19 protein-coding genes and 2 pseudogenes are annotated in these 21,420 nt (G+C 71.0%); 14 read left to right on the forward strand and 7 right to left on the reverse strand.

Translation table 11 applies throughout. From position 1 onward, the window contains the following. Positions 1 to 150: 150 nt before the first annotated feature. The 7 genes from LJ657_RS15990 to LJ657_RS16020 all read left to right on the forward strand — a co-directional run bounded on the left by LJ657_RS15990 (position 151) and on the right by LJ657_RS16020 (position 7,852). Entirely contained in the window at positions 151 to 1,032 is an 882-nt protein-coding gene (locus tag LJ657_RS15990; protein ID WP_232649275.1) for an alpha/beta hydrolase, read from the forward strand. A 356-nt stretch (positions 1,033 to 1,388) separates the two neighbouring features. Beyond that, a complete protein-coding gene (locus tag LJ657_RS15995; protein ID WP_372487923.1) occupies positions 1,389 to 2,294 on the forward strand; it encodes an alpha/beta hydrolase in 906 nt (301 codons plus the stop codon). A gap of 103 nt (positions 2,295 to 2,397) precedes the next feature. Continuing rightward, complete coding sequence (locus tag LJ657_RS16000; RefSeq protein WP_232649546.1) at positions 2,398 to 3,624, forward strand: acyltransferase family protein; 1,227 nt, start codon at positions 2,398 to 2,400, stop codon at positions 3,622 to 3,624. A 10-nt stretch (positions 3,625 to 3,634) separates the two neighbouring features. Next, positions 3,635 to 5,017, forward strand: coding sequence for a sensor histidine kinase (locus LJ657_RS16005; RefSeq protein ID WP_232649277.1), 1,383 nt, complete (start codon positions 3,635 to 3,637; stop codon positions 5,015 to 5,017). Further along, the gene (locus LJ657_RS16010; protein WP_232649278.1) at positions 5,014 to 5,697 is read left to right on the forward strand and encodes a response regulator; all 684 of its coding nucleotides are present in this window, start codon (positions 5,014 to 5,016) and stop codon (positions 5,695 to 5,697) included. The genes LJ657_RS16005 and LJ657_RS16010 overlap by 4 nt, the downstream gene beginning before the upstream one ends. A gap of 104 nt (positions 5,698 to 5,801) precedes the next feature. Continuing rightward, positions 5,802 to 7,190 carry a sensor histidine kinase gene (locus LJ657_RS16015; RefSeq protein WP_372487924.1) on the forward strand — a complete coding sequence of 463 codons (1,389 nt, stop codon included), beginning with the start codon at positions 5,802 to 5,804 and terminating at the stop codon, positions 7,188 to 7,190. After that, positions 7,187 to 7,852: a response regulator gene (locus tag LJ657_RS16020; protein WP_232649279.1), complete on the forward strand. Its 666-nt coding sequence runs from the start codon at positions 7,187 to 7,189 to the stop codon at positions 7,850 to 7,852. Before LJ657_RS16015 ends, LJ657_RS16020 begins: the two co-directional genes overlap by 4 nt. Before the next feature lie 23 nt (positions 7,853 to 7,875). Here LJ657_RS16020 and LJ657_RS16025 read toward each other — a convergent pair whose 3' ends face one another. From LJ657_RS16025 to LJ657_RS16035, 3 genes and pseudogenes are all read right to left on the reverse strand, one after another. Next, entirely contained in the window at positions 7,876 to 8,190 is a 315-nt protein-coding gene (locus tag LJ657_RS16025; protein WP_232649280.1) for a hypothetical protein, read from the reverse strand. Beyond that, positions 8,187 to 8,477 carry a hypothetical protein gene (locus LJ657_RS16030; protein ID WP_232649281.1) on the reverse strand — a complete coding sequence of 97 codons (291 nt, stop codon included), beginning with the start codon at positions 8,475 to 8,477 and terminating at the stop codon, positions 8,187 to 8,189. Before LJ657_RS16030 ends, LJ657_RS16025 begins: the two co-directional genes overlap by 4 nt. Positions 8,478 to 8,572: 95 nt before the next feature. Then, a pseudogene (locus LJ657_RS16035) lies at positions 8,573 to 8,770 on the reverse strand (ATP-binding protein); the annotation flags it as partial. Between the two features lie 51 nt (positions 8,771 to 8,821). Here LJ657_RS16035 and LJ657_RS16040 point away from each other — a divergent pair. From LJ657_RS16040 to LJ657_RS16055, 4 genes and pseudogenes are all read left to right on the forward strand, one after another. Beyond that, positions 8,822 to 8,902: pseudogene (locus tag LJ657_RS16040) on the forward strand (hypothetical protein); the annotation flags it as partial. A 76-nt stretch (positions 8,903 to 8,978) separates the two neighbouring features. Next, complete coding sequence (locus LJ657_RS16045) at positions 8,979 to 10,565, forward strand: hypothetical protein (RefSeq protein ID WP_232649282.1); 1,587 nt, start codon at positions 8,979 to 8,981, stop codon at positions 10,563 to 10,565. 87 nt (positions 10,566 to 10,652) lie between these two features. After that, complete coding sequence (locus LJ657_RS16050; RefSeq protein ID WP_232649283.1) at positions 10,653 to 11,153, forward strand: GNAT family N-acetyltransferase; 501 nt, start codon at positions 10,653 to 10,655, stop codon at positions 11,151 to 11,153. A 42-nt stretch (positions 11,154 to 11,195) separates the two neighbouring features. Beyond that, complete coding sequence (locus tag LJ657_RS16055; protein WP_232649284.1) at positions 11,196 to 12,401, forward strand: cytochrome P450; 1,206 nt, start codon at positions 11,196 to 11,198, stop codon at positions 12,399 to 12,401. A 51-nt stretch (positions 12,402 to 12,452) separates the two neighbouring features. Here the strand turns inward: LJ657_RS16055 and LJ657_RS16060 are convergent, their stop codons facing one another. Together LJ657_RS16060 and LJ657_RS16065 are read right to left on the reverse strand one after the other, a co-directional pair. Then, positions 12,453 to 14,051, reverse strand: a complete 1,599-nt coding sequence (locus LJ657_RS16060) for an ABC transporter permease (protein ID WP_232649285.1) — start codon at positions 14,049 to 14,051, stop codon at positions 12,453 to 12,455. Further along, positions 14,048 to 14,944, reverse strand: a complete 897-nt coding sequence (locus tag LJ657_RS16065) for an ABC transporter ATP-binding protein (RefSeq protein ID WP_232649286.1) — start codon at positions 14,942 to 14,944, stop codon at positions 14,048 to 14,050. The genes LJ657_RS16060 and LJ657_RS16065 overlap by 4 nt, the downstream gene beginning before the upstream one ends. An 83-nt stretch (positions 14,945 to 15,027) precedes the next feature. Here LJ657_RS16065 and LJ657_RS16070 point away from each other — a divergent pair, with 83 nt between their 5' ends. Beyond that, positions 15,028 to 15,525 carry a GbsR/MarR family transcriptional regulator gene (locus tag LJ657_RS16070; protein WP_232649287.1) on the forward strand — a complete coding sequence of 166 codons (498 nt, stop codon included), beginning with the start codon at positions 15,028 to 15,030 and terminating at the stop codon, positions 15,523 to 15,525. Between the two features lie 524 nt (positions 15,526 to 16,049). Then, the gene (locus LJ657_RS16075) at positions 16,050 to 16,484 is read left to right on the forward strand and encodes a hypothetical protein (RefSeq protein ID WP_232649288.1); all 435 of its coding nucleotides are present in this window, start codon (positions 16,050 to 16,052) and stop codon (positions 16,482 to 16,484) included. A 41-nt stretch (positions 16,485 to 16,525) separates the two neighbouring features. On the opposite strand, the gene LJ657_RS16080 is transcribed toward LJ657_RS16075, so the two are convergent. Beyond that, positions 16,526 to 18,823, reverse strand: a complete 2,298-nt coding sequence (locus tag LJ657_RS16080) for an NACHT domain-containing protein (protein WP_232649289.1) — start codon at positions 18,821 to 18,823, stop codon at positions 16,526 to 16,528. Position 18,824: 1 nt separating this feature from the next. Beyond that, positions 18,825 to 19,823 (reverse strand): DUF6801 domain-containing protein, encoded by a 999-nt coding sequence (locus LJ657_RS16085; protein WP_308117041.1) that lies wholly within the window; start codon positions 19,821 to 19,823, stop codon positions 18,825 to 18,827. A gap of 730 nt (positions 19,824 to 20,553) precedes the next feature. On the opposite strand from LJ657_RS16085, the gene LJ657_RS16090 reads away from it, so the two are divergent. Continuing rightward, complete coding sequence (locus LJ657_RS16090) at positions 20,554 to 21,348, forward strand: cutinase family protein (RefSeq protein ID WP_232649291.1); 795 nt, start codon at positions 20,554 to 20,556, stop codon at positions 21,346 to 21,348. Positions 21,349 to 21,420 lie beyond the last annotated feature (72 nt).

A 21,420-nucleotide genomic window follows, 5' to 3' on the forward strand; every position in this document is an offset into this window, starting at 1 on the left:
GCCCGAGGGCCACAGAACCGTTTTCCCTCACCGAGCGTGACATCCCCGTGTCGGCGCACGTCACGGGCCTGATACCGTCCCCGCCAACGGCCGGTTTCCCTCCCCGGTCCGCCACAAGTCAATACCCATACGTCGCTGAGAGGTTGGAGCATGCCGGACGACGCCGCAGCTGCCCGGGCCGCTGCCGAAGAGGAGTCGGCCTTCTCGCACCCGGCGGTAGATCCCGACTCCACCGCCGCGTACGGTGACCATCCCGACCAGCTGATCGACTTCTACGCCCCGCGCGCCGAGGCGGTGCCCGGGGCCCTCGCCCCGCTGGTCGTCGTCCTGCACGGCGGCGCGTGGCGGGCTCCGTACGACCGCCGGCACATCTCGCCGTTCGCGGACTTCCTGGCCCGGCGGGGTTTCGCGGTGGCCAGTGTCGAGTACCGGCGGGGGAGTGAGCTCCCGGCCCAGGGCGGCAGCGCCGTCGCGGGCCGGTGGCCGGAGACCTTCGACGACGTCGCGGCCGCGCTGGACGCGCTGCCCGCCCTTGTACGCGAGTCCCTTCCCGGGGCCGACCCGCGCCGCATGGTGATCACCGGGCACTCGGCCGGCGGGCACCTCGCCCTGTGGGGAGCGGCCCGCCATCTGCTGCCCGCCGACGCCCCCTGGCGCACCGGCCGTCCCGCACCGCTGCGCGGCGTCGTCGCCCTGGCCCCGATCGCCGACTTCGAGGTCGCAGACAAACTGGACGTGTGCGGGGGCGCCTCGCGTCAACTGCTGGGCGGCGACGAGAAGTTCGCCGAGCGGCGCCCGTACGCCGACCCGTCCCTGCTGCTCCCCAGCGGTATCGCGACCACCCTGGTCCAGGGCCGCACCGACGTCACCGTCCCGCAGGCGGTCGCCGAGTCGTACGCCGACGCGGCGGCGAAGGCCGGCGAGGTCGTGGGCCTCACGCTCCTGGAGGACGTCGGCCACTTCCCCCTGATCGACCCGGCGGCGGACGCGTGCGCGGTGGTGGCGGAGGAGATCGCCCAACTGGCCTGGTGACCCGCCCCCGAACCGCCCCTGACCTGTACCCCCTTCATACCCGTAGTACCTGAGAGCTACGTCCCAGGACAGCTCCCTGGCGGGACGCGGACGACAAGTCACCGTCCGTAACTTCCCTTCCAGACAAGCCCGATGGCCGGGCGAACTGGAAGGGGGACCCGACCATGGGGGTCGAAGCGGGGGTACGGGATACGGCACGTGGCTTGCGGGCATTCGTGCCGCCTGGGGCGGCTCCCGACCCAGGGAAAGCCGGCACCCGGCCAGTGCCGGCAAGCGACAGCCCGCCACCCCAGCCCCGGCGCCGCCGCACCCAAAGATGGCGCCGCGCCACCCTCGCAGCCCTCATCACCGCCGCCGTGGTCGCCCCGCTCTCGGGCGCAGCCCGACCGCGGATCCCCGCCCCGCCCCCGGCAACCCTCGCCCCCCTGACGGCGACCACCCTCGACGCGGCCTACAAAGCCAACCGTTCCAACGCCACGCAAGCGGCCCGCATGGCCGCAGCCCACGGTGACCACAAGCGCGCCGCAGCGGACCGCTCCATGGCCTCCCCCACCCGCCGCTTCCTCTCCTTCGACGGCCGAGGCGAGGGCCAGGCCACCGAGGTCTTCGGCGACCTCGCCACCGCCACCAGCATCGCCGTCCTGGTCCCCGGATCGGACACCTCCCTGGACACCTACGACCGCTTCCGCGCGACGGCAGCCGCCCTGCACGAACGCCTGCTCCGGGAGGCCCCGAACGGCACCCGCACCGCCGTCGTCGCCTGGCTCGGCTACCAGACCCCCGGCACGATCAGCACCACGGTCCTCAGCACGGACCGCGCCGACGAAGCGGCCCCGCACCTGCGCGAGTTCATCGGCGAACTGCGCCACACAACAGGCCGGAAGGCGGCCATCTCCCTCCTCTGCCACTCCTACGGCACGGTCGTCTGCGCCCGCGCCGCCGCCGGCCTGGACGTGCGGGACATCGCCTTCGTCGGCAGCCCCGGCACCGGCGCGGACACGGCGGCGGCCCTGCACACACGGGCCCGCGTCTGGGCGGCCCGCGGCGCCGACGACTGGATCGAGGAGGTCCCGCACGTGAGGGCGGACCTGTTCGGCTGGACGGTCGGTTTCGGCACGGACCCCGTGTCACCGGCCTTCGGCGCCCGCGTCTTCGCGGCCGGACCCGGCGGCCACAGCGACTACTTCAGGCCGGGCTCGGTCTCCCTGGCCAATCTCACCCGCATCGTCCTGGGCGACACAAAGGAGGTGACCCGTGCGTGAGTCGAGCGTGCGCCGCGCTTGGGACGGCATACGACACAGTTCCGTACGAGGGGGCGCCGTACGTGAAAGGACCGCAGGACAGGGCGCCGTACGAGAAAGCGCCCTGGGACAGGGCGCCGCCGGACAGGCCGCCGAACGGCACAGCGCCTTACGGCGGTTCGCCACCCGTGTCGACGCCGCCACCCCCGCCGATCGCGACCGTGCCGTGGACGCCCTGCGCGCCTTCGCGATCCTCGGCGTGGTCCTCGGCCACTGGCTGGTCACGGCCCTGGTGGCGGACGGCGGCACCCTGCGTGCCTCAAGTCCCCTCCAGCACATGCCGTGGCTGGCGCCGATCTCCTGGGCCTTCCAGACCCTGTCGGTGTTCTTCCTGGTGGGCGGCCATGTGGCGACCCGTAGCCACACGGCGGCGCGGGCCAAGGGCACGCCGTACCGGCAGTGGCTGACCGCCCGTCTGTCACGGCTGTTCAAACCGGTGGCCGCCGTACTGGCCCTCTGGACGATCGCCGCGACGGCCCTGCTCCTCTCGGGCGCGGAATTCGACACGATCCACACCCTGGTCAAACTCGCCCTGTCCCCCCTGTGGTTCCTGCTGGTCTTCGCGGCGTTGACCGCGGCGACCCCGCTCCTCACCCGACTCAACCCCCTGTGGCCGCTGGCCGTCGTCCTTCACGTGGACCTTCTCCGTTTCGGCCTGGGAGCCCCGCAGAGTCTCGGCTGGGTGAATTTGGCGGCCGGCTGGCTGGTGCCGTACACCCTGGGCGCGGCTTGGACCCGAGGCGAGCTGGACCGTGCCCGCGCGGGCTGGATCCTGCTGACCGGAGGCGCGGCGGCGACGGCCCTGCTGGTCGCCTTCGCGGGCTACCCGGCGTCGATGGTCGGCGTCCCGGGGCAGACGATCTCGAACCTCAACCCGCCGACCCTGGCCGCCGTCACCTTCGGCCTGGCCCAGTGCGGCCTGGCCCTGCTCCTGCGCGACCGGCTGCGCCGCACGATGCGGCGGCCCCTGGTCTGGGCGGCGGTGGCCTTCGTGAACCTCTCCGCGATGACGATCTTCCTCTGGCACCAGACGGCCATGATGGCGACCACGGCGGCCGCCCTCCCGGCAGGCCGTCTGCCCGGTCTGCACACCTCTCCCGACGGCCTGGGCTGGGTGGCGTTCCGCCTGGCCTGGCTCCCCGTCTTCGCCCTCGCCCTCACGGCCTGCTGGACGGCCTTCCACTCCTACGAACACCGGGGCCCGCGGCGCAGAGGCAACGGCCCCTCCCGGGTGATCCGCCGCCACCGCGGCCCGGACGGGACACGAGCGAGGATCGCCCATCGTGCCTAGGGTGGGCCGGGTGACGGAAACGGGGATCCAGCGGGTGTTCGGCGGCCGCGTCCTGCGCTGGCTGCGCGTGCTCCGCGCCGACCTGTGGACGGCCCGCGCGGACCCGTTGCCCGCCTTCGGGCGGTTGCGGCGGGTCCCGCACGGCGTGCTGTGCATCGCCGCGTTCGGGATCACGCTCGGCGGCACGGCGCAGCTCACGGACAACGGACGTCTGGGCTTCAGCTACGGCTTCCTGATCGCACTCGCGCAGGGCGGCGCGGTGGCGCTGGCGCTGTGGCGGCCGATCCCGGCCTGGTGGCTGTCGACGACGGCCTCCGTCGTGGGGGCCGTCATGGTGCACTTCAGTCTGACCGGCGGCGATGCGCACGACTTCACCTGGCCATGGACCGCGGCCGGGATCCTCTCCCAACTGCTGGTGCTGCTGCTGCTCGCCCTGCGCGTGCGCACCCGTGTGTCCGTGGAGGCGCTGGCCCTGACGGTGCTCGTCATCCTTGTCCTTCAGGCCGTGTGGGAGGCGCCGCACCAGCAGTCCGCCGGCCCGCAGCAGTCGACGGGCCCGCCCGCGATCGCCCTGTCCGCCGTCGCCGTCCTGTTCGGCATCGCGCTGCGCAGCCGCCGCGAGGCGCGCGCGGAGGTCGGACGGCTGACCACGCTCACCGCCGAGGAGCGGGCCCGGCGCACCCTCCTTGAGGAGCGCAACCGCATCGCGCGCGAGCTGCACGACGTGGTCGCCCACCACATGTCCGTCATCTCCATCCAGGCCCAGGTCGCCCCGCACCTCGTCGAGAACCCGCCCGACGAGCTCAGGGAGAACCTCGAAGGCATCCGGAACAACGCGCTGGAGGCGCTGACCGAACTGCGCCGGGTGCTGGGCGTGCTGCGCTCGGAGGACCCCGGCACGGACACCCCGGCCGACGGCGGCGACGACCCGCACAGCCCGCAGCCCACCCTGGACCGGCTCGACGCGCTCGTCGAGAACACCCGGGCCGCGGGTCTGACCGTGACCACGCGGACCACGGGGGAGCGGCGCCCACTGCCGTCGGGCGTGGAGCTGTCGGCGTACCGGATCGTGCAGGAGGCGCTCAGCAACGTCCTGCGCCACGCGCCCGGCGCGAGAGCGAGCGTCGAAGTCGCCTACGTCCCCTACGGACTGCGCGTGGAGGTCGTCAACTCGCGTCCGCTGCACGAGGCTCCGTCCTCGCCGGGCGCGGGGCACGGTCTGCTAGGTATGCGGGAACGGGCGGCGATGCTCGGCGGCGACCTGTCCGCACACCCCCGGTCGAACGGCGGCTACCAGGTCTCCGCATTCCTGCCGGTCGACCCGCGCGCCGACGGCCCGGACCTGCCCGTTGCCCTCGACCTGGCCACCGACCCGAAGGACCACCCCGCATGACGAGCAGCAGCAACACCCCCATCCGGGTAGTGATCGCCGACGACCAGCAGATGGTCCGGCAGGGCTTCACCGTGCTGCTCAACACCAAGCCGGACATCGAGGTGATCGGCCAGGCGGTCGACGGGCTGGACGCCGTCGCCAAGGTCGCCGAACTCGCCCCGGACGTCGTCCTCATGGACATCCGCATGCCCGAGCTCGGCGGCATCGAGGCCACCCGTCGCATCACCGACGCGACACCGCACATCAGGGTGCTGGTGCTCACCACCTTCGACCTCGACGAGTACGTGTACGAGGCGCTGCGCGCGGGAGCGTCCGGGTTCCTCCTCAAGGACGCGTCGGTGGACCAGCTGGCCGAGGCGGTCAGGGTGGTGGCGGCCGGCGACGCCCTGCTCGCGCCCGGGATCACCCGGCGGCTGATCGCCCAGTTCTCCCGCCTGGACGACCGCCCCCGCGCCCCGCTGAAGGAGCGCGTCGGGGACCTGACCGAGCGCGAGACGGAGGTCCTCGCGCTGATCGCGCAGGGCCTGTCGAACGCGGAGATCGCCCAGCGCCTGGTGGTCGCCGAGCAGACGGTGAAGACGCACGTGGGCCGCATCCTGGTGAAGCTGGGCCTCAGGGACCGCACACAGGCGGCGGTGTTCGCGTACGAGTCGGGACTGGTGCGCCCGTCCGGCTACTGACCCGTGGGTCCCACGACCCGTACTCGTAGTACCTGAGGGGGAGGCCGAAGGACCCGTCTCACTGGTGACGACCGCGACCTCGGCCACGGCCTACGGTTTTCAACGTGACCGAGACTCCCCACACGCAGCCGATGCCACCGGAGCCCACCAGATACCTGGAGCCGCCGGACAACGCGTTCAAGCCGTACAAGCCGCGCAGCCCGGAGATCCGGGCGGCGGCGGACGCCCTGCGCGGAATGCGTCAGGACCTGTTCCACGACGCCTTCGCGTACCGTCCGCTGCCGCGCATGAGCGGCGACGCCCCGTTCGTCCGCCGATTCTCCGGCCGGTGGCGGGAGTACGCGACCTGGACGCCGCACGCCCTGATCACCGCGGCCGGCCTGTTCACGATGTTCATCGCGTCGCACAGCGACTACCGCGGCGCGGGCGTCAACCTCTTCCTCAGTCTGCTCGCCCTGGGCCCGGTCCTGCTGACCATGGTGCGGCCGATCGGCGCGTTCTGGCTGTCGATGGCGGCGACGCCGGTAGCCGCGGTGGTCGGCTCCGACTGGGGCGACGAGTGGCCGTGGCTGCCCGGCAGCTTTGTCTGCCACCTGGCGGTGCTCACGATCGTGGCCATCCGCACCAGGCCGCGGACGGCGGCGTGGATGTGGGTCCTGACGGGGGTTTACGGCGCCGGGGCGGAGCTCTTCCCCAGAAGCTACAACCCCTTCGGCTCGAACAGCATGCAGATGCTGTTCTTCTCCGCCATGTTCCTCCTCGCCGTCTGCCTCAGGCACATTCGCCGCGAGGCCCGCCAGGAGGTGACCGCCCAGCTCACGGTGACCGCGCACGAGCGTTCCCGGCGCACCCTCCTGGAGGAGCGCACGACGATCGCCCGCGAGCTGCACGACGTGGTCGCCCACCACATGTCGGTGGTCGCCATCCAGGCGGAGGCGGCGCCCTACCGGGTCGAGAACCCGCCGCCGGAACTGGAGAAGGCGTTCGTCACGATCCGGGAGAACGCGGTGGCGGCGCTCACCGAGCTCCGTCGCGTCCTCGGTGTGGTCCGCGCCGAGGACTACGAGGCCCCGGACGCCCCGCAGCCCACCCTCGCCGATCTGGACGCCCTGCTCACCAATGTGCGGGAGACGGGCCTGAGCGTCGACAAGACGCTGACCGGAGCGGTACGGGAACTCCCGCAGGGCGTCGAGCTGTCGGCGTACCGCATAGTGCAGGAGGCGCTGAGCAACACCCTGCGCCACGCGCCGGGCGCGAGGGCCAAGGTGGAGGTCTCGTACGTCCTCGGCGGCCTGGGCCTGCGCATAGTGAACGGCCCGCCGCCCGAGCCGTCCCTGGTGAAGCCCTCACCGGGCGCCGGCCACGGCATCACCGGCATGCGGGAGCGCGTCACCATGCTGAACGGCGAGATGACGGCGGTCGCGACGGACGAGGGAGGCTACGAGGTGACGGTTTTCCTGCCGGTCGCCCACGCCGGCGAAGGTGACGCATGACCATCCGTGTCCTGATCGCGGACGACCAGATGATGGTGCGCGAGGGCTTCTCGGTCCTGCTGAACGCGATGCCGGACATCGAGGTGGTCGGCGAGGCGGTGAACGGCCGCGAGGCGGTCGACCGCGTACGCGAACTGTCCCCCGACGTGGTCCTGATGGACATCCGCATGCCGGAACTGAACGGCATCGAGGCGACGAGGGAGATCGTCGCCGCGAACAGCACGGCGAAGGTCCTGGTCCTGACGACCTTCGACCTCGACGAGTACGTCTACCAGGCCCTGCGCGCAGGTGCCTCCGGCTTCCTCCTCAAGGACGCCTCGGCCCGCCAACTGGCCGACGGAGTAAAGGTGGTGGCCTCCGGCGAGGCCCTGCTGGCCCCCTCGGTGACGAAGCGCCTGATCACGGAGTTCTCCAAACTCTCCGAGGTCCCCCGCGCCCTGCACTCCACCCACCAGGCCTACGGCGACCTCACCGAACGCGAGACAGAGGTCCTGGTCCTCATAGCCCAGGGCCTGTCCAACGCGGAGATCGCCGAGCAGCTGGTCGTCGCCGAGTCGACGATCAAGACCCACGTCAGCAGGATCCTGGTGAAACTGGGCCTACGGGACCGGACCCAGGCGGCGGTGTTCGCTTATGAGGCGCGGCTGGTTACGCCGGGCTGAGAGCCAGGTCCGTGCCCGCCGGGTCAGAAGCCGGCGCCGCCACCGGCGAACCGTGCGGGGGATACGAGAGCGATACGGATCAGGCCGGGCTCGGGAGGAGGAGCGTCGTAGACGTAGGTGACGGTGAGCACGGTGCGGGCGGCCGTGCCTTCGAGGCGCGTCGTGTAGATCTTCATGTCGCCTACCGCGCTTTGTGCTCGTCGGCCGAGTGTCGGGTTCTTCTCCAGTTCGGCTCGCAGAGCCTCGACGGCCTCGAGCGCTCCGCCGCCGATGCCTAGGCAGCGGGCGTGAGCCTCGCGAGTGATCTCGGCGACGACCGGCTGCTGGTCGTCGCTCACCGACCGTTTTCCCGTGCCGTGCGGATTTCGGCGACGGCCGCGGCGACGGCAGAGTCGAAGTCGGGGTCCTGACGTGCGGCGACCCGGCCGCGGAACTCCTCGACGAGGCGGACGACCCCGGAGAGATCCGCGGGATCGGCATGGTTGATCTCACGGGCCAGCTCGGCCTCGAAGTCGTCTGCGTCGCCGGGGAAGCCGTAGCCCATGGTCAGGGCGGCGCGGAGCTCCCCGATGGTGCGCATGGGGGGGAGGTGGGGGTGGCCGGACTCTGCCGGTTGCGTGGTCATGGCGTCGGCTCCCTTTCGCAGTGTCGCTTTCACCGTACCCGGACGATTCCGCGACCGGCTCCGGCTTCCGCACCGCGTTCGTCGTGGTGGCCGGCTCACACCGCGGCCAGTTCGCACCACACGTACTTGCCGCGGTTGCCGTTTCTGGACTGCGGCTGCCAGCCCCATACGTCGGCGCAGGCGCGGACCAGGGCGAGGCCGCGGCTGTTCTCGGCGTCGGCGAGGCGGTCCAGCGGTCGCGGCGGCTCCGGCGGCTCGGGGTCCGCGTCCCACGCGCCGAGGCGGAGTGTTCCTGGCGGCGACCGACGGACGTCCGCGACTCCAAGGCCCCCGCCCGCGCCACCCTCTCCTTCCCGCCCGCCGCCTTCGCCGCCCTCATCGACCACCTGAAGGGCCACCCCGCACGGAACAGCGAACCACGCTGATCCGGGCCCCCTGGTCTGCCATGTCCGTGACATGGCTACGATTGGCCGACTTCGGGGGTCAGAGGGGGACTTGAGCATGATGGTGCGACGGAGATCGCTCGCTTTCGTCGGTGTGGCCGCGCTGGTGCCGCTGGTCGCTTCCGGTGCTTTCGCCGCTTCCGCGCAGGCGGCGTCGGCCTCGCTGGCCGTCACCACGCTGGGGCGGCACGGCGCCAAGGTCTCGACGACGGTCAGTGTCGTCGCCGTGCCGTCCGGGCAGACGTACAGCGTGAAGTCCGGCAAGCGGATCAGCCTGCCGGCGGGACGCTACATCGCGATGACCGACATCTGGGAGCAGGGCACGGAGGGTCTGGGCACCGACACCATCGGCGCGCAGGTCGTACAGGTCTCGGGCAGCAAGTCGGTGACGCTCGACGCGCGCAAGGGCAAGGCCGTCAAGGTGTCGCTCGACACGCCCGCCGACGTGACCGAGCCGCCGCGGATCATGGCGCAGGTGTGCGCCGCCACCGTCAGCAACATGCCCTCCGCCTTCCGTGCGGGCGGCTGGAACGACGAGGGGGCCCTCTACGCCATCCCGAACTCGTCCCGGCTGCTGCAGTTCGGGTATCTGGCGCAGTGGTCGGGGAACGACAGCTACGTCGCCGCTAAGAACACGACGGGTATTCCGGCCGCGCCCGGTGGGTCGTTCAAGCGGTCGGGTCTGGCGACGATGCGCTTCTCGGTACGCAGCGGTACACAGATGGCCGGTCAGAACGACACCGCGCTCCAGGCGCAGCCGAAGACCGACGACTGCACGACCGACCTGATGGCCACGGTCCGCGACGACAACGCGCCGTACAGCGCCACCGTCCATGTGACGCCCGGGACCTGGCAGCCGCGTGACGACATCATCGCGAGCAACGGCGACGACGTCGGCGGCGGCTTCCCGAAGGTCAGGACGCTGAAGGCGGGGCAGAGCTTCACCCAGTCCTTCGGGCGGGCCGTGTGGAGTCCGATGCACTATCTGCCGTTGCTCGGGCGGAAGTCCGTCACCTTCCTTCCGGACGCCCTGATCGGCGACCCCGACGTCGGCGTCAACGGGGCCGACCCGACGAAGGAGACGGTGGTCCTGTCCAAGGGAAGCACCACCGTCAAGAAGCAGACCCTGACCAACTGGGGCACGGGCGACGCCGAGTTCTCCGCGGGTATCCGCTCGGCCGGCTGGTACCGCCTGACCGTCGACGCCCATCGCTACCGTCCGGGCATCACCTTCCCCGCCGGCATGCTGTCGTCGCGCGCGACCCTCGACTGGTATTTCAAGGTGGCCGACCCGGCCGCGTCGGTCGTCGCCCCCGTCTTCCTGACCCGTTTCCTGCCCACCGGGCTGAACAGCCACAACCAGGCCGCGGCCAACGGCACCACGACGGTCGACGTGAGTGCCGGGCGGGGGTCCCAGGGGCCGGATGTGCGGTTCACCAATGTGACCGCCAAGTCCGTCCGGGTCTGGTCGTCCGCCGACGGCGGCAGGACCTGGCAGGCGGCGACCGTCAAGCACGTCGGCTCGACCTGGCAGGCGTCCGTCCACAACCCCGCCTCCGGCGCTGTCGCCCTGCGCTCCGAGGTGACCGACTCCGCCGGGGACCGCTCGGTGGAGACGGTGTACGGGGCGTACGGCGTCGGCTGAGGCCGCCCGCGCCCTCGCATGGTGCCGCCGTTGGCCGCCGGTGGAAAACCTGGTGGCCTCGGCGTACCACCTGAGTAGGGTCGGCAGATGCCCGAGCTGAAACGGCTGCATGCCGGTCATGCCCCGGCGGTCCTGGCCTTCGAGCTGGCGAACCGCGCCTACTTCGCCGCCTCGATCTCCGACCGCGGCGACGACTACTTCGAGCAGTTCACCGAGCGGTACGACGCGTTGCTGGCCGAGCAGGAGGCCGGCATCTGCGCCTTCCACGTGCTCGTCGCCGACGACGGCTCGGTGCTGGGAAGGTTCAACCTGGTCGACATCGAGGACCACAGTGCAGAGCTCGGCTACCGGGTCGCGCAGCATGTCGCAGGCCGGGGCGTGGCGACCGCGACCGTCCTGGAGCTGTGCCGGCAGGCGGCGGACCGGTACGGGCTGCGCACCCTGCGGGCGGCCACCACCCACCAGAACGTGGCGTCCCAGAAAGTGCTGACCAAGGCAGGGTTCGTCCCGGTCGGCCCGGCCGATCCGGCCCACGTCGGCGGCAAGCAGGGGACCTGGTACCAGCGCCACCTCGTGCCGGAGTGCTGACATCCCTGGTCAGGCGGGTGGATACCGGGTTAGCGTCCGTCCATGACCGCCTTCGACCCCTGGGACCCGGCGTTCCTCGCCGACCCCTGCCCCGCCTACGCCGCCTTGCGCGCCACGGGCCGCGTGCACTTCTACGAGCCCACGAACCAGTGGCTCGTCCCGCACCACGCGGACGTCTCCGCGCTGCTGCGCGACCGGCGGCTCGGGCGGACGTACCAGCACCGGTTCTCGCACGAGGACTTCGGGCGGACCGCGCCGCCCGCCGAACACGAGCCGTTCCGCACCCTCAACGACCACGGGATGCTGGACCTGGAGCCACCGGACCACACCCGGATCCGTCGGCTGGTGTCGAAGGCGTTCACGCCGCGGACGGTCGAGCGGCTGGGGCCGTACGTCAGCAATCTCGCCGGGGAACTGGTGGACCGTCTCGTCGAGAAGGGCGGCGGGGACCTGCTCGGCGATGTCGCCGAGCCGCTCCCGGTCGCCGTCATCGCCGAGATGCTGGGCATCCCCGAGGCCGACCGCGCCCCGCTCCGACCCTGGTCGGCCGACATCTGCGGGATGTACGAGCTGAACCCCTCCGAGGGCACGGCTCGCAAGGCCGTCCAGGCCTCGGTCGAGTTCTCCGACTACCTGCGCGAGCTGATCGTGGAGCGGCGCAAGGAGCCCGGCGACGACCTCATCTCCGGGCTCATCGCGGCCCATGACGAGGGTGACCGCCTCACCGAGCAGGAGATGATCTCCACGGCCGTCCTGCTCCTCAACGCCGGCCACGAGGCGACCGTCAACGCCACGGTGAACGGCTGGTACGCCCTCTTCCGGAATCCGGAGCAGTTGGCCGCCCTGCGCGCGGACCGCTCCCTCGTCCCCACCGCCGTAGAAGAGCTCATGCGCTACGACACCCCGCTTCAGCTCTTCGAACGCTGGGTGCTGGACGAGATCGAGATCGACGGGACCGTCATCCCGCGCGGCGCCGAGATCGCCATGCTCTTCGGCTCCGCCAACCACGACCCCGAGGTCTTCCAGACCCCCGGGAAACTCGACCTGACCCGCACGGACAACCCGCACATCTCCTTCTCCGCCGGCATCCACTACTGCATCGGCGCCCCACTGGCCCGTATCGAACTGGCGGCGTCGATGACGGCGCTGCTGGAACGGGCACCCACGCTGCACCTGGCGGCGGAGCCGGAGAGGAAGCCGAACTTCGTGATCCGGGGCCTGGAGGGGCTTCAGGTGGAGGTGGTCTGAGACGGGCACCACCAGTGCCCACCGCTCTGCTCCTCTTGCGCATGAATCGCGTCAGCTCGTCATGTCCCGCCGCCGCAGTCCCGCCAGCCCACCGGCCGTCAGCACCACCGCCAGCCCCAGCAGGACCAGCACCGGCCCCCAATCCATCCCCCCGCCCGGCAGCTTCGGCAGATGTCCGAAGGGGGACAGGTCGAGCACCGCCTGTGGAGCGTCCAGTGCCGGGCCCACCCAGCCGATCAGCAGCACCGCACCCGCGACACCCCACGCCGCCATCGCCGCCCGCGGGACCACGCCGTGGAGCAGGACCGCCACCCCGCCGATCACCCACACCGCGGCCACCTGCACCAGGCACGCTCCGAGGATGGGGCCGACCTCCTTGCCGTAGCCGACGGCGAAGCCCAGCCCGGTGAGCAGCATGATCAGCACCGACCCTCCGAACGCGACCGCCAAGTGGCCGCAGGCCCACCGCATGCGCCCCACCGCATTCGCCAGCACCGGCTCCGCCCGCCCCGACGTCTCCTCGCCGTACAGCCTCAGCACGCTCGACACGACGTAGAGTGCCGCGATCAGGCCCATCATCCCGACCATCGAGGCCAGGAAGGCGTCCGTCAGACCACTCTGTCCGCCCATCCGCTCGAAGATCTTCCGCGCGTTCTCGTTGTTCCCGACCAGGTTCGTCACGCCGTCCGTCAGGCCGCCGTAGACGACGCCCACGACGAAGAAGGCGATCGACCAGCCGAAGACGCTGCCCCGTTGCAGCCGCCAGGCCAGCGCTCCCGCCGTGCCGAGGCGGCCGGAGGCCGGTCCCGGGCGGGTCGGCAGGAAGCTCATGCCGACATCCCTGCGGACGGCCAACCCGTAGGCCACTTGGGCCTGGAGCGCCACCGCCGCCGCGAACAGCAGCAGCACCCACCAGCGTTCGTCGGCGTACGGCCGCAGGTTCTCCAGCCAGCCGAGCGGGGAGAGCCAGGTCAGGGCCGACGAGCCGTCGTCCGTCGCCGCGTCGCCCGCGGCCCGGAGGACGAAGGCGGCGCCGAGCACCGCCGCCGTCAGGCCCCGGGCCAGCCGCGCGCTCTCCGTCAGCTGCGCGACGATCGCCGCCATCGTCGCGAAGACCATGCCGACCGCCGCGAGTCCGAGGCCGAGGGCCACCGCACCGGAAGCCCCCTGGCTTGCCAGTCCTGCCGCGACCAGCAGTGCCAGTACGCCATTTGCGACCGCCGCCGCCAGCAGGGCCGCCGTCAGGGAGGCCCGGCGGCCCACCATCCCGGACGCCACCAGCTCCTGGCGGCCGCTCTCCTCCTCGTCCCGGGTGTGCCGTACGACGATCATCAGGCTCATCGCGGCGGCGAGCGCACCCGCGTACACGCCGGCGCGCCAGGCCGTCAGTGCGCCGACGGAAGTGTCGAAGACGGGGCCGATCAGTGCGCGGAAGGAAGCGTTGGCCGCCACCTGGTGGATCAGGTCCGCGCGTTCGGCGGGTGAGCCGTAGAGGTTCTTGAGGGTGTTCGGCATGGAGAGGACCATCAGCGCGTTCACGCCGACCCAGACCGGGATCATCAGCCGGTCGCGGCGGAGCGCGAAACGCAGCAGGGTTGCCGTACCGGCGAGTTGGCGGCTCGGCCCCGGTGCCGCGGCGAGCGCGGTCATCGGGCCGCCGCCTCGTCCTGGTAGTGGCGCAGGAAGAGTTCCTCCAGGGTGGGTGGGGTCGAGGTCAGCGACCGTACGCCCGACTCGGTCAACTGCCGCAGCACAGCGTCGAGTTGGTCCGTGTCGACCTGTAGCCGCACCCGCCTTCCCCGTACGTCGAGGTCGTGGACGCCGGGCAGGTGCGCCAACCCGTTCGGGGGACCGGCGAGTTCGGCCGTCACGCTCGTCCGCGTCAGATGGCGCAGGTCGGCCAGCGAACCGCTCTCCACCGTGCGGCCCTGGCGGATGATGCTCACGCGGTCGCAGAGCTCCTCGACCTCGCTGAGGATGTGGGAGGAGAGCAGGATCGTCCGGCCCCGGTCCCGCTCCTCCTCCACGCAGCGCTGGAAGACCTCCTCCATCAGCGGGTCCAGGCCGGACGTCGGCTCGTCCAGGATCAGCAGGTCGACGTCGGAGGCGAGGGCGGCCACCAGGGCGACCTTCTGGCGGTTGCCCTTCGAGTACGTGCGGCCCTTCTTCGTGGGGTCCAGCTCGAAGCGTTCGACGAGGTCGGCCCGGCGGGCCGGGTCCAGGCCGCCGCGCAGGCGGCCGTAGAGGTCGATGACCTCACCGCCGGAGAGGTTGCGCCACAGGGTCACGTCCCCGGGGACGTACGCGATGCGGCGGTGCGCCTCCACCGCGTCCCGCCACGGGTCGAGGCCCAGCACCCGCGCGGCGCCGGAGTCCGCGCGCAGCAGGCCGAGCAGGACGCGGATGGTGGTGGACTTGCCGGAGCCGTTCGGGCCGAGGAAGCCGTGCACCTCGCCGGTCTCGACCTCCAGGTCGAGGCCGGCGAGGGCGTGGGTGCGGCCGAAGGACTTGTGGAGGCCGGAGACGCTGATTGCCTTCGTCATGGTTCAGAACGTACGCTTCCTTCAGAAAATTGTGAAGTTAAGGAAGCGTATAAAGCCTATGAAGCCCGGATAGGGTGGTGACCATGGCGGAGTCGAAGGTGGTGGGGCGGGACCCGGAGGCGGTCTCCAGGTTCGTGGAGGGTTTCGCGGCTCAGCTGGTCGAGGCCGGGATGCAGCGGATGCCCGCCCGTGTCTTCGCCGCCCTGCTCTCCTCCGACGAGGGCTCGATGACCTCCGCCGAGCTGGGGGAGCAGCTGCAGATCAGCCCCGCGGCGGTCTCGGGGGCGGTGCGCTATCTGACCATGACGCACATGGTCTCGCGCGAGCGGGAACCCGGTTCGCGCCGGGAGCGCTACCGGGTGCACGGGGATCAGTGGTACGAGGCCCTCACCAACCGCGAGGCCCTCATCAAGCGGTGGGAGGGCGCCCTGCGGGAAGGTGTCAGCAGCCTGGGCGCCGACACCCCCGCAGGACGCCGCATGGCCGAGACACTCGCCTTCTTCGAGTTCGTCGAGAGCGAGGTCGCGGCCATGATGGAGCGGTGGCGGGTGCACAGGGAGAAGACCTTCGGGCAGGGCTGACCCGGTCCCGTTGCAGCTGAGCCCGTACGCCGGCCCGCTCCCGAACCCGCCCACGCGAGTGAACACGATCCAGTCCGCGAGCTTGCCCGCGAACCCGAATCCGAACCTGCCCGTGAGCCCGAGCAGGAGTGTCTGCGCGAGCAGGCGCACCGGGCGGCTGAGGGAGCTGCCCCAGTTGCCACCACTGAAGGTCGTGCGTGTTGAGCAGCCTGAGGTGCTGTGCGAGGTGGCCGAGCCGGCCCCGGGCGCGTTTGGGGACCCCGAACGCACGCGTCACTCGGCCCTGCGAGTGTCTCTGGAACAGCTACCGACGCGGCAGCGCCACCGACGGTTCCCGCGGATCCGCTTCGACTCCGGCGGGGCGGTCTTCTTGATGGTGTCAACAAACGTCTGTGTAAAGGAAGTTGATATGTGGTGAGGTTGTCGTGTCCCCGTGCGTGAGCGCTGCCGGGGACCGGGGACGACGGGACATCGTTATTCGTTCTACGCCCAGTGCGAGCCCTTGCGGTTCCCGAGTCCGGAGGATGTTCGTGGAAGCAGTTGCGGTTCAGTTGCTCATGGCCTTTGCCGGCAGTGCCGCGGGGGCGGCGGGACAGCAGACGTGGCAGTCGCTGCGTGCGCTGGTGCTGCGTCGCCCCGAGGGGGAGCCGGAAGGTGAGGGGGCGGGAGGAGAAGGCACCGGCGGGCTGGGCGAGTTGACAGCACTGGCCGAGGAGCCGGACAACGAGGAACGCGCTCACGCGTTGGCGCAGGCGCTGGCCGCGCGGGCCGGACGGGATCCCGGGTTCGCCCAGAGGCTGGCGGCGTGGCGACAGGAAGCCGAGGCGGCGGGGGGCGTGCGGACCGGCGCGGGCGATGTGCACAACGACTTCTCGGGCGATGCGCACGGGCCCGTCATCATGGGGCGGGACTTCCACGGACCTATCAATCTCGGCCCTGAGCGCTCCCCGGGAACGTAGGGGCCGTGGATTCGGATTCCCTCGGAGGGCCGGGCACCGCATCAGGCCGGCGTGCGAGGCTGCCGACGAGGCGGTTCGGGCGCCGCCTTCCCGTGGTTCCTGAGGTGATCCTGGAGACGGACATGGCGGAACTGGTACACCGCGCCCGACCGGCGTAGTACGTCGCGCTCGCAGGCGTCCTCCAGGAAGGCGACCAGCCGCCACGGCAGTCGTCGCGTCAAGGGCAGCCAGATGCGGGCCAGGGCCACCCACTGGCCCCACGCCGTCAGACAGAGCCCATAGCCGAGTCCGCCGCTGAACGCGCCCTCGATGCCGAAGACGAGCCCGAGTTGGAGGCTGCGGAGGGGGGTTTCGGTGAAGGTGGCCCCCAGCCCCTCGACGAGTCCGGGGACGAGGGCCCAGACGAGGAGATGGAAGGACACGTTCTCGCGGTTCTGCCGCAACAAGCCGACGCAGTCGAACGACTTCTTTCCGTCGATAGGAGTCTCCAGCCACGTCATGAGTCCGAGGGCGATTCCTGCCGACAGCCCGATGGTGAGCGGGAACAGGGCCGCTGCCCCGAGCCCGCCGCCGAGCCCGTCGTCGAGCCCGAGCGGAGGGAGGAGAAGCCGGTCGACCAGCACGATGGCGAGCGCGAGCCCGAATCCGACCAGGGCTCCCAGCACGACCTTGTGGAAGAACTCCTGGAAGAACTCCTTGTCCAACTCCCTGTCGCCGCCGGTCAGACGGACCTGTACCGGACGCGGCGACAGCAGCTCTGTCCCGTCTGCGCGCCGGTAGACGTAGCCGAACAACAGCCCGAACACGAGTCCGTGCAGCAAGCCCACGACCAGGCCCCGCCGGATCGCGAACCCGATGCCGTGCGACGTGGCGATCAGGTCCACGGGAATGTTTCCGATCGCGGTCGGCACCGCGAAGGACAGCCCGGCCAGAAACGAGATCACGGCGGTACGCACCCCAAGACTCAGCTCCGTGCCGAGCCGCCACCACTCCAGGTCGGGCTGGCCGCGCGACTTCAGGTGGTCGGCGAGGTACCCGAGCCAGCGCTGGGCCCGCCGAGCGCTCCAGTTCCGGGGTGGCGGGGCCAGGTCGCCGGGGCGTCGACGGTAGGCCGACGGCACGAAGCTGCTCAGGAGGTGTTCCTCGATGCTCGCCCGGGATCCGAACCCGAGCAGATCCCTGGGGCTGCGCCTCGGGCCGTCGCGCCGGCTGCTGTCTGCGGTGTGCGCCATCTCGCCGTAGACGCCACGGGCAAGGGAGACCATCAAGGGCGTGGTCAGCGCCTCGCGGAGGCTCTCGCCGGCCGGGGTGCGGGGACGGTCGCGCAGCTCGGACAGGACGTGATTCCAGTCGGACTCGGCGACCGGGGCGCTGCCGAGGATCAGGAAACTCTCCGAGTCCTCCGGTGTGAGAGCGGTCAGTTCGATCGCGGCGGCACGCTTCAGGCCTCTGGTGCCGCCCTTCGCGTCGGCGTACGGCTTGGTGCGGCTGGTCAGGATCAACGGCTTGCTGAATGCGTTGAGTTGCTCCAGTGCATCGGGCCGGAGATTTTCGGCGATTTCGTCGAATCCGTCCAGGACGGGCAGGATCAGCCCGTTCTCGACCAGCGCGGCGGCGACCGGCGTCCCCTCGGCGATGTCCGTGTCCAAACCGGACGTGTCACGGCTGAGCCGGCTGCTCAGCCATTTCTCCAGCGTCTCGGATCCGGGGTTCCACGATCCCAGGCTGAAGATCTCCGGAACGGGGCCGCCGGGTCGACGGCTCTCCAGCAGATCCAGTACGAGCCGCAGGCCCAGAACGGTCTTCCCCGAGCCGGCTTCCCCCAGCACCACCAGACGGCCGGCGGGCAGCGTCCCGTAGGTCTCGGCGATGTCTCCCGCATGCTCGTCCAGGGCCAGAGGTTCGGCCTTCCCGTACGGGGTGCGGCGGATGTTCTCCCAACGATCCATCAGATCAACGCCCGCCGTCGTCCAGCGCACGGGCAGCAACTCCGTGTCCGGATCGCTGACTTTCCGTCGTTCGTCCTCGCGTTGCCAGCGCTCCCCGACGGCTTTGGCGAGTTTGTCGGCTGCCCTGGCGAGTTGGTCGGCCTGGTCCTGGTCGGCCTTGGCGTCCTGCGGTCCTGACTTGTTCTCCGGTGTCTGCTCCTGCTCGGGTGCCGGCGCCGCCGGGGGGTGGAGGTGCAGCTCGTGGATCACGCGGGCCTGGACGGACGGCCCGTAAACGATGCCGCTCTGCTTGTTGGTCACGTGAGAACCGGAGGACTTGCCGCCCTGGTCCTGGTCCTGGTCCTTGGCCTTGTCCTCGGGCTCGGGCGACTCGTCGTCGGGACCGGCCACGTCACCCTTCCCGGTTCGCTGTGCGACGACGGCGCCAGACCCACCAGCCGATTCCCGCGGCGGCCGCGCTCGTGCCCAGGACCGTCGCGACCGTGCGCAGCGGCCCCGATACGCCCGTGCCGCCGGCCGAAGAGGTGTCGGGGGAGGTGGGGGATGCGGTGCCGGAGGCGCCGGAGTCCCAGGCCGACACCGTCCCGCCGGGTGAGCCGGAGGGGGCCCGGACCGTGGACGACGCGGCTGCGGACGCCGACGCCGATCCCGACGCGTTCGGGTCGGCCGCTCCCGGCTCCCCTGACGCACCCGACGTACCCGATGGCCTCGGCTTCCCGGGCGTGCCCGGTGTGTCCGCCGTTCCCGAGGCGGTCGGGTCCGTCGTCGGGCGTACGACCTCGAAGGTCGCCAGCACACCGTCCTGCCCGTCACTCAGGCCGCACGAGGCGTCGACCTTGTGCGCGATCGTCTCGTCGCCGTTCGCGTCCCGCGGGACGATGTGCAGGTCGATCGCGCCGATGGTGATCTTCCCCGGGCCCGGTTGCCGGAAGGTGAGAGAGGGGATGGTGCCGCTCGCCGGGACGGTCAGCGGGCCGGAATCCGGTACGGCGGTCCTGGGCACGTCGAGCGTCACGGTGACGGGGATGTCACGGACCCCGGGCGCGGCCACGACGGCATGCACGTCCGCCGTGCCCTCGACGGTGGTCGCGCCGATGAACCGGAGCGCCCTGGTGACGTCGGCACCGCCCATCGCCTTGGTGTCGACCGGCAGCCTTGGGGTGGCCCTGCCGACCACCTGGGTGTGCGCGGCCGGCCATACGACCGACGCGTTCATCGGCTGGTCGCCGAACGATGACCGGCAGGTATAGCGCAGAGAGCGCGGAGCCGGGTCCGCCACCGCGGACCCGGCTCCGAACGCTCCGGCTGCTCCCCATGCTCCGAACACAGCGACAAGACCGACGAGCGCTGCTGTCCAGCCGGGTAACACGGCCCTGGGAAGGATCTTCATACGGCGTCTCCCGTGAAAGCGCTCACCAGCGTTGTGTGCCGGGAAGTGCCAGCGGTGGGGTGCGGTGTCGTCCGGTGCAGAGGTGACTGGCCGGACATGGACCTTCGATGGTGAAGCGAGCTGATTGACGTTGTCAATGCGCCTATGTGGTAAGGGAGTTGAGGAGCGGTGAGGTTGTCGTGTGCCCTTGTGTCGGTGTTGTCGGGAACCGGGGACGGATGACGGAATGACTCGGTTGACGGTCAATCGCAGAGTTGCGGCCCCGGAGTCCGGAAGATGCTCGCGGAAGCGGTTGCGGTCGACCTGTTATGGCCTTTGGGGGCAGCACGGACAGCGTGCGTTGACAGCACTGGTCGAGGAGAACCCGGGTTCGCCCAGAGGCGTGGAGGCGTGGAGGCGTGGAGGCGTGGAGGCGTGGAGGCGTGGCGGCGGGAGGCCGAGGAAGTGCGAGGCAGCCTGCGGACGGGCGCCGGCGATGTGAGCAGCGAAGTCTCAGGCACGGTGCACGGGCCCCGTCGTCACGGGGCGGGATCTCCACGGGCCGATCAACCTCGGCCAGGTCCTCTCCGGCGGGTCAGGGTCTGGGGGAGCCGGCGGCTGCACCCCCACCACCTGCGCAGTCATCGATGTTTCATCACTTTGTGATCACCCGCACCTAGCGTCTCGGGTGTTCGCTCCGGACACGCCCACGACCCCAGGGGGAGATCAGGCAATGCCGAACATCAGCAGGATGACTCGGGCTCTTGGCACCGCGGCCATGACGGCGGTGCTGGCGGCCGGTACCGCCGTCGCGTTCCCCGCCGCCGCGCAGGCGGTCGACGCGGAGCACTACTACATCGAGATCGGCGGCACCGGCCCTACGGCGGACAAGAACGGCTGCGCCACCACCGGTAGCTCCTACGACAGGGCGAACGAGGCCCTCCGACTCGGTGCCTCCGCGATCCAGGTGTGCTACCCGGCCAGCGCCGGCCCCATCATCGGCCCCCACGGTTCGCTCATCGACCCGAGTCTGCAGATTCACCCCGACGCCCTCACGGCGCCGACCTACGACGCCAGCGTGAACCTGGGCTACCGGAAGGGGTTGGAGGCGGCACAGGAGACCCACAAGTCGCATCCGGACGCCCGGATCACGATCACCGGCTACTCCCAGGGCGCACAGGCCGCGGACAAGGTGCTCCAGACGATCGCGAGCGGCGGCACCGGCATTCCGCTCTCCCAGGTCGACGGCATGCTCTACGCCGACCCGATGCAGCCCGACACCGGCCTCGGGGCGCATCTCCCCACGTGGGTGGGCATCCCCGGGGTGGCCACCTCTCCCGGCGTCGGCCCGGCGGAGTTCAACGGCATGCCCGTCAGGCGGTACTGCATCACCGCCGACCCGGTGTGCGACTTGAGGTCCATCCTGAACGCGCCCAACTACTTCTCCCTGCACGGAAGGTACCCGGATCTCGTCATTCCTCAGACCCTGGCCCTCCACGGCAAGGACGGGGTCGAGTGGAGGAAGGCCGACGGGAGCGCCGAGTAGGGCTCCTGGCGGAAAGGGGGGACGGGGAGAGCGGCCCGGCCGGACGGAGTCCGTCCGGGCCGACTCCGTCCG

This window comes from Streptomyces guryensis, from assembly GCF_021261325.1.
Lineage (GTDB): Bacteria > Actinomycetota > Actinomycetes > Streptomycetales > Streptomycetaceae > Streptomyces > Streptomyces guryensis.

Coding starts and splice junctions, on each gene's coding strand:
- LJ657_RS16085 (WP_308117041.1), bottom strand. CDS start 19,823: ATGAAGATCCTTCCCAGGGCCGTGTTACCCGGCTGGACAGCAGCGCTC.
- LJ657_RS16050 (WP_232649283.1), top strand. CDS start 10,653: ATGCCCGAGCTGAAACGGCTGCATGCCGGTCATGCCCCGGCGGTCCTG.
- LJ657_RS16090 (WP_232649291.1), top strand. CDS start 20,554: ATGACTCGGGCTCTTGGCACCGCGGCCATGACGGCGGTGCTGGCGGCC.
- LJ657_RS16075 (WP_232649288.1), top strand. CDS start 16,050: ATGTTCGTGGAAGCAGTTGCGGTTCAGTTGCTCATGGCCTTTGCCGGC.
- LJ657_RS16055 (WP_232649284.1), top strand. CDS start 11,196: ATGACCGCCTTCGACCCCTGGGACCCGGCGTTCCTCGCCGACCCCTGC.
- LJ657_RS16010 (WP_232649278.1), top strand. CDS start 5,014: ATGACGAGCAGCAGCAACACCCCCATCCGGGTAGTGATCGCCGACGAC.
- LJ657_RS16020 (WP_232649279.1), top strand. CDS start 7,187: ATGACCATCCGTGTCCTGATCGCGGACGACCAGATGATGGTGCGCGAG.
- LJ657_RS16070 (WP_232649287.1), top strand. CDS start 15,028: ATGGCGGAGTCGAAGGTGGTGGGGCGGGACCCGGAGGCGGTCTCCAGG.
- LJ657_RS15990 (WP_232649275.1), top strand. CDS start 151: ATGCCGGACGACGCCGCAGCTGCCCGGGCCGCTGCCGAAGAGGAGTCG.
- LJ657_RS16065 (WP_232649286.1), bottom strand. CDS start 14,944: ATGACGAAGGCAATCAGCGTCTCCGGCCTCCACAAGTCCTTCGGCCGC.
- LJ657_RS16045 (WP_232649282.1), top strand. CDS start 8,979: ATGATGGTGCGACGGAGATCGCTCGCTTTCGTCGGTGTGGCCGCGCTG.
- LJ657_RS16060 (WP_232649285.1), bottom strand. CDS start 14,051: ATGACCGCGCTCGCCGCGGCACCGGGGCCGAGCCGCCAACTCGCCGGT.
- LJ657_RS16030 (WP_232649281.1), bottom strand. CDS start 8,477: ATGACCACGCAACCGGCAGAGTCCGGCCACCCCCACCTCCCCCCCATG.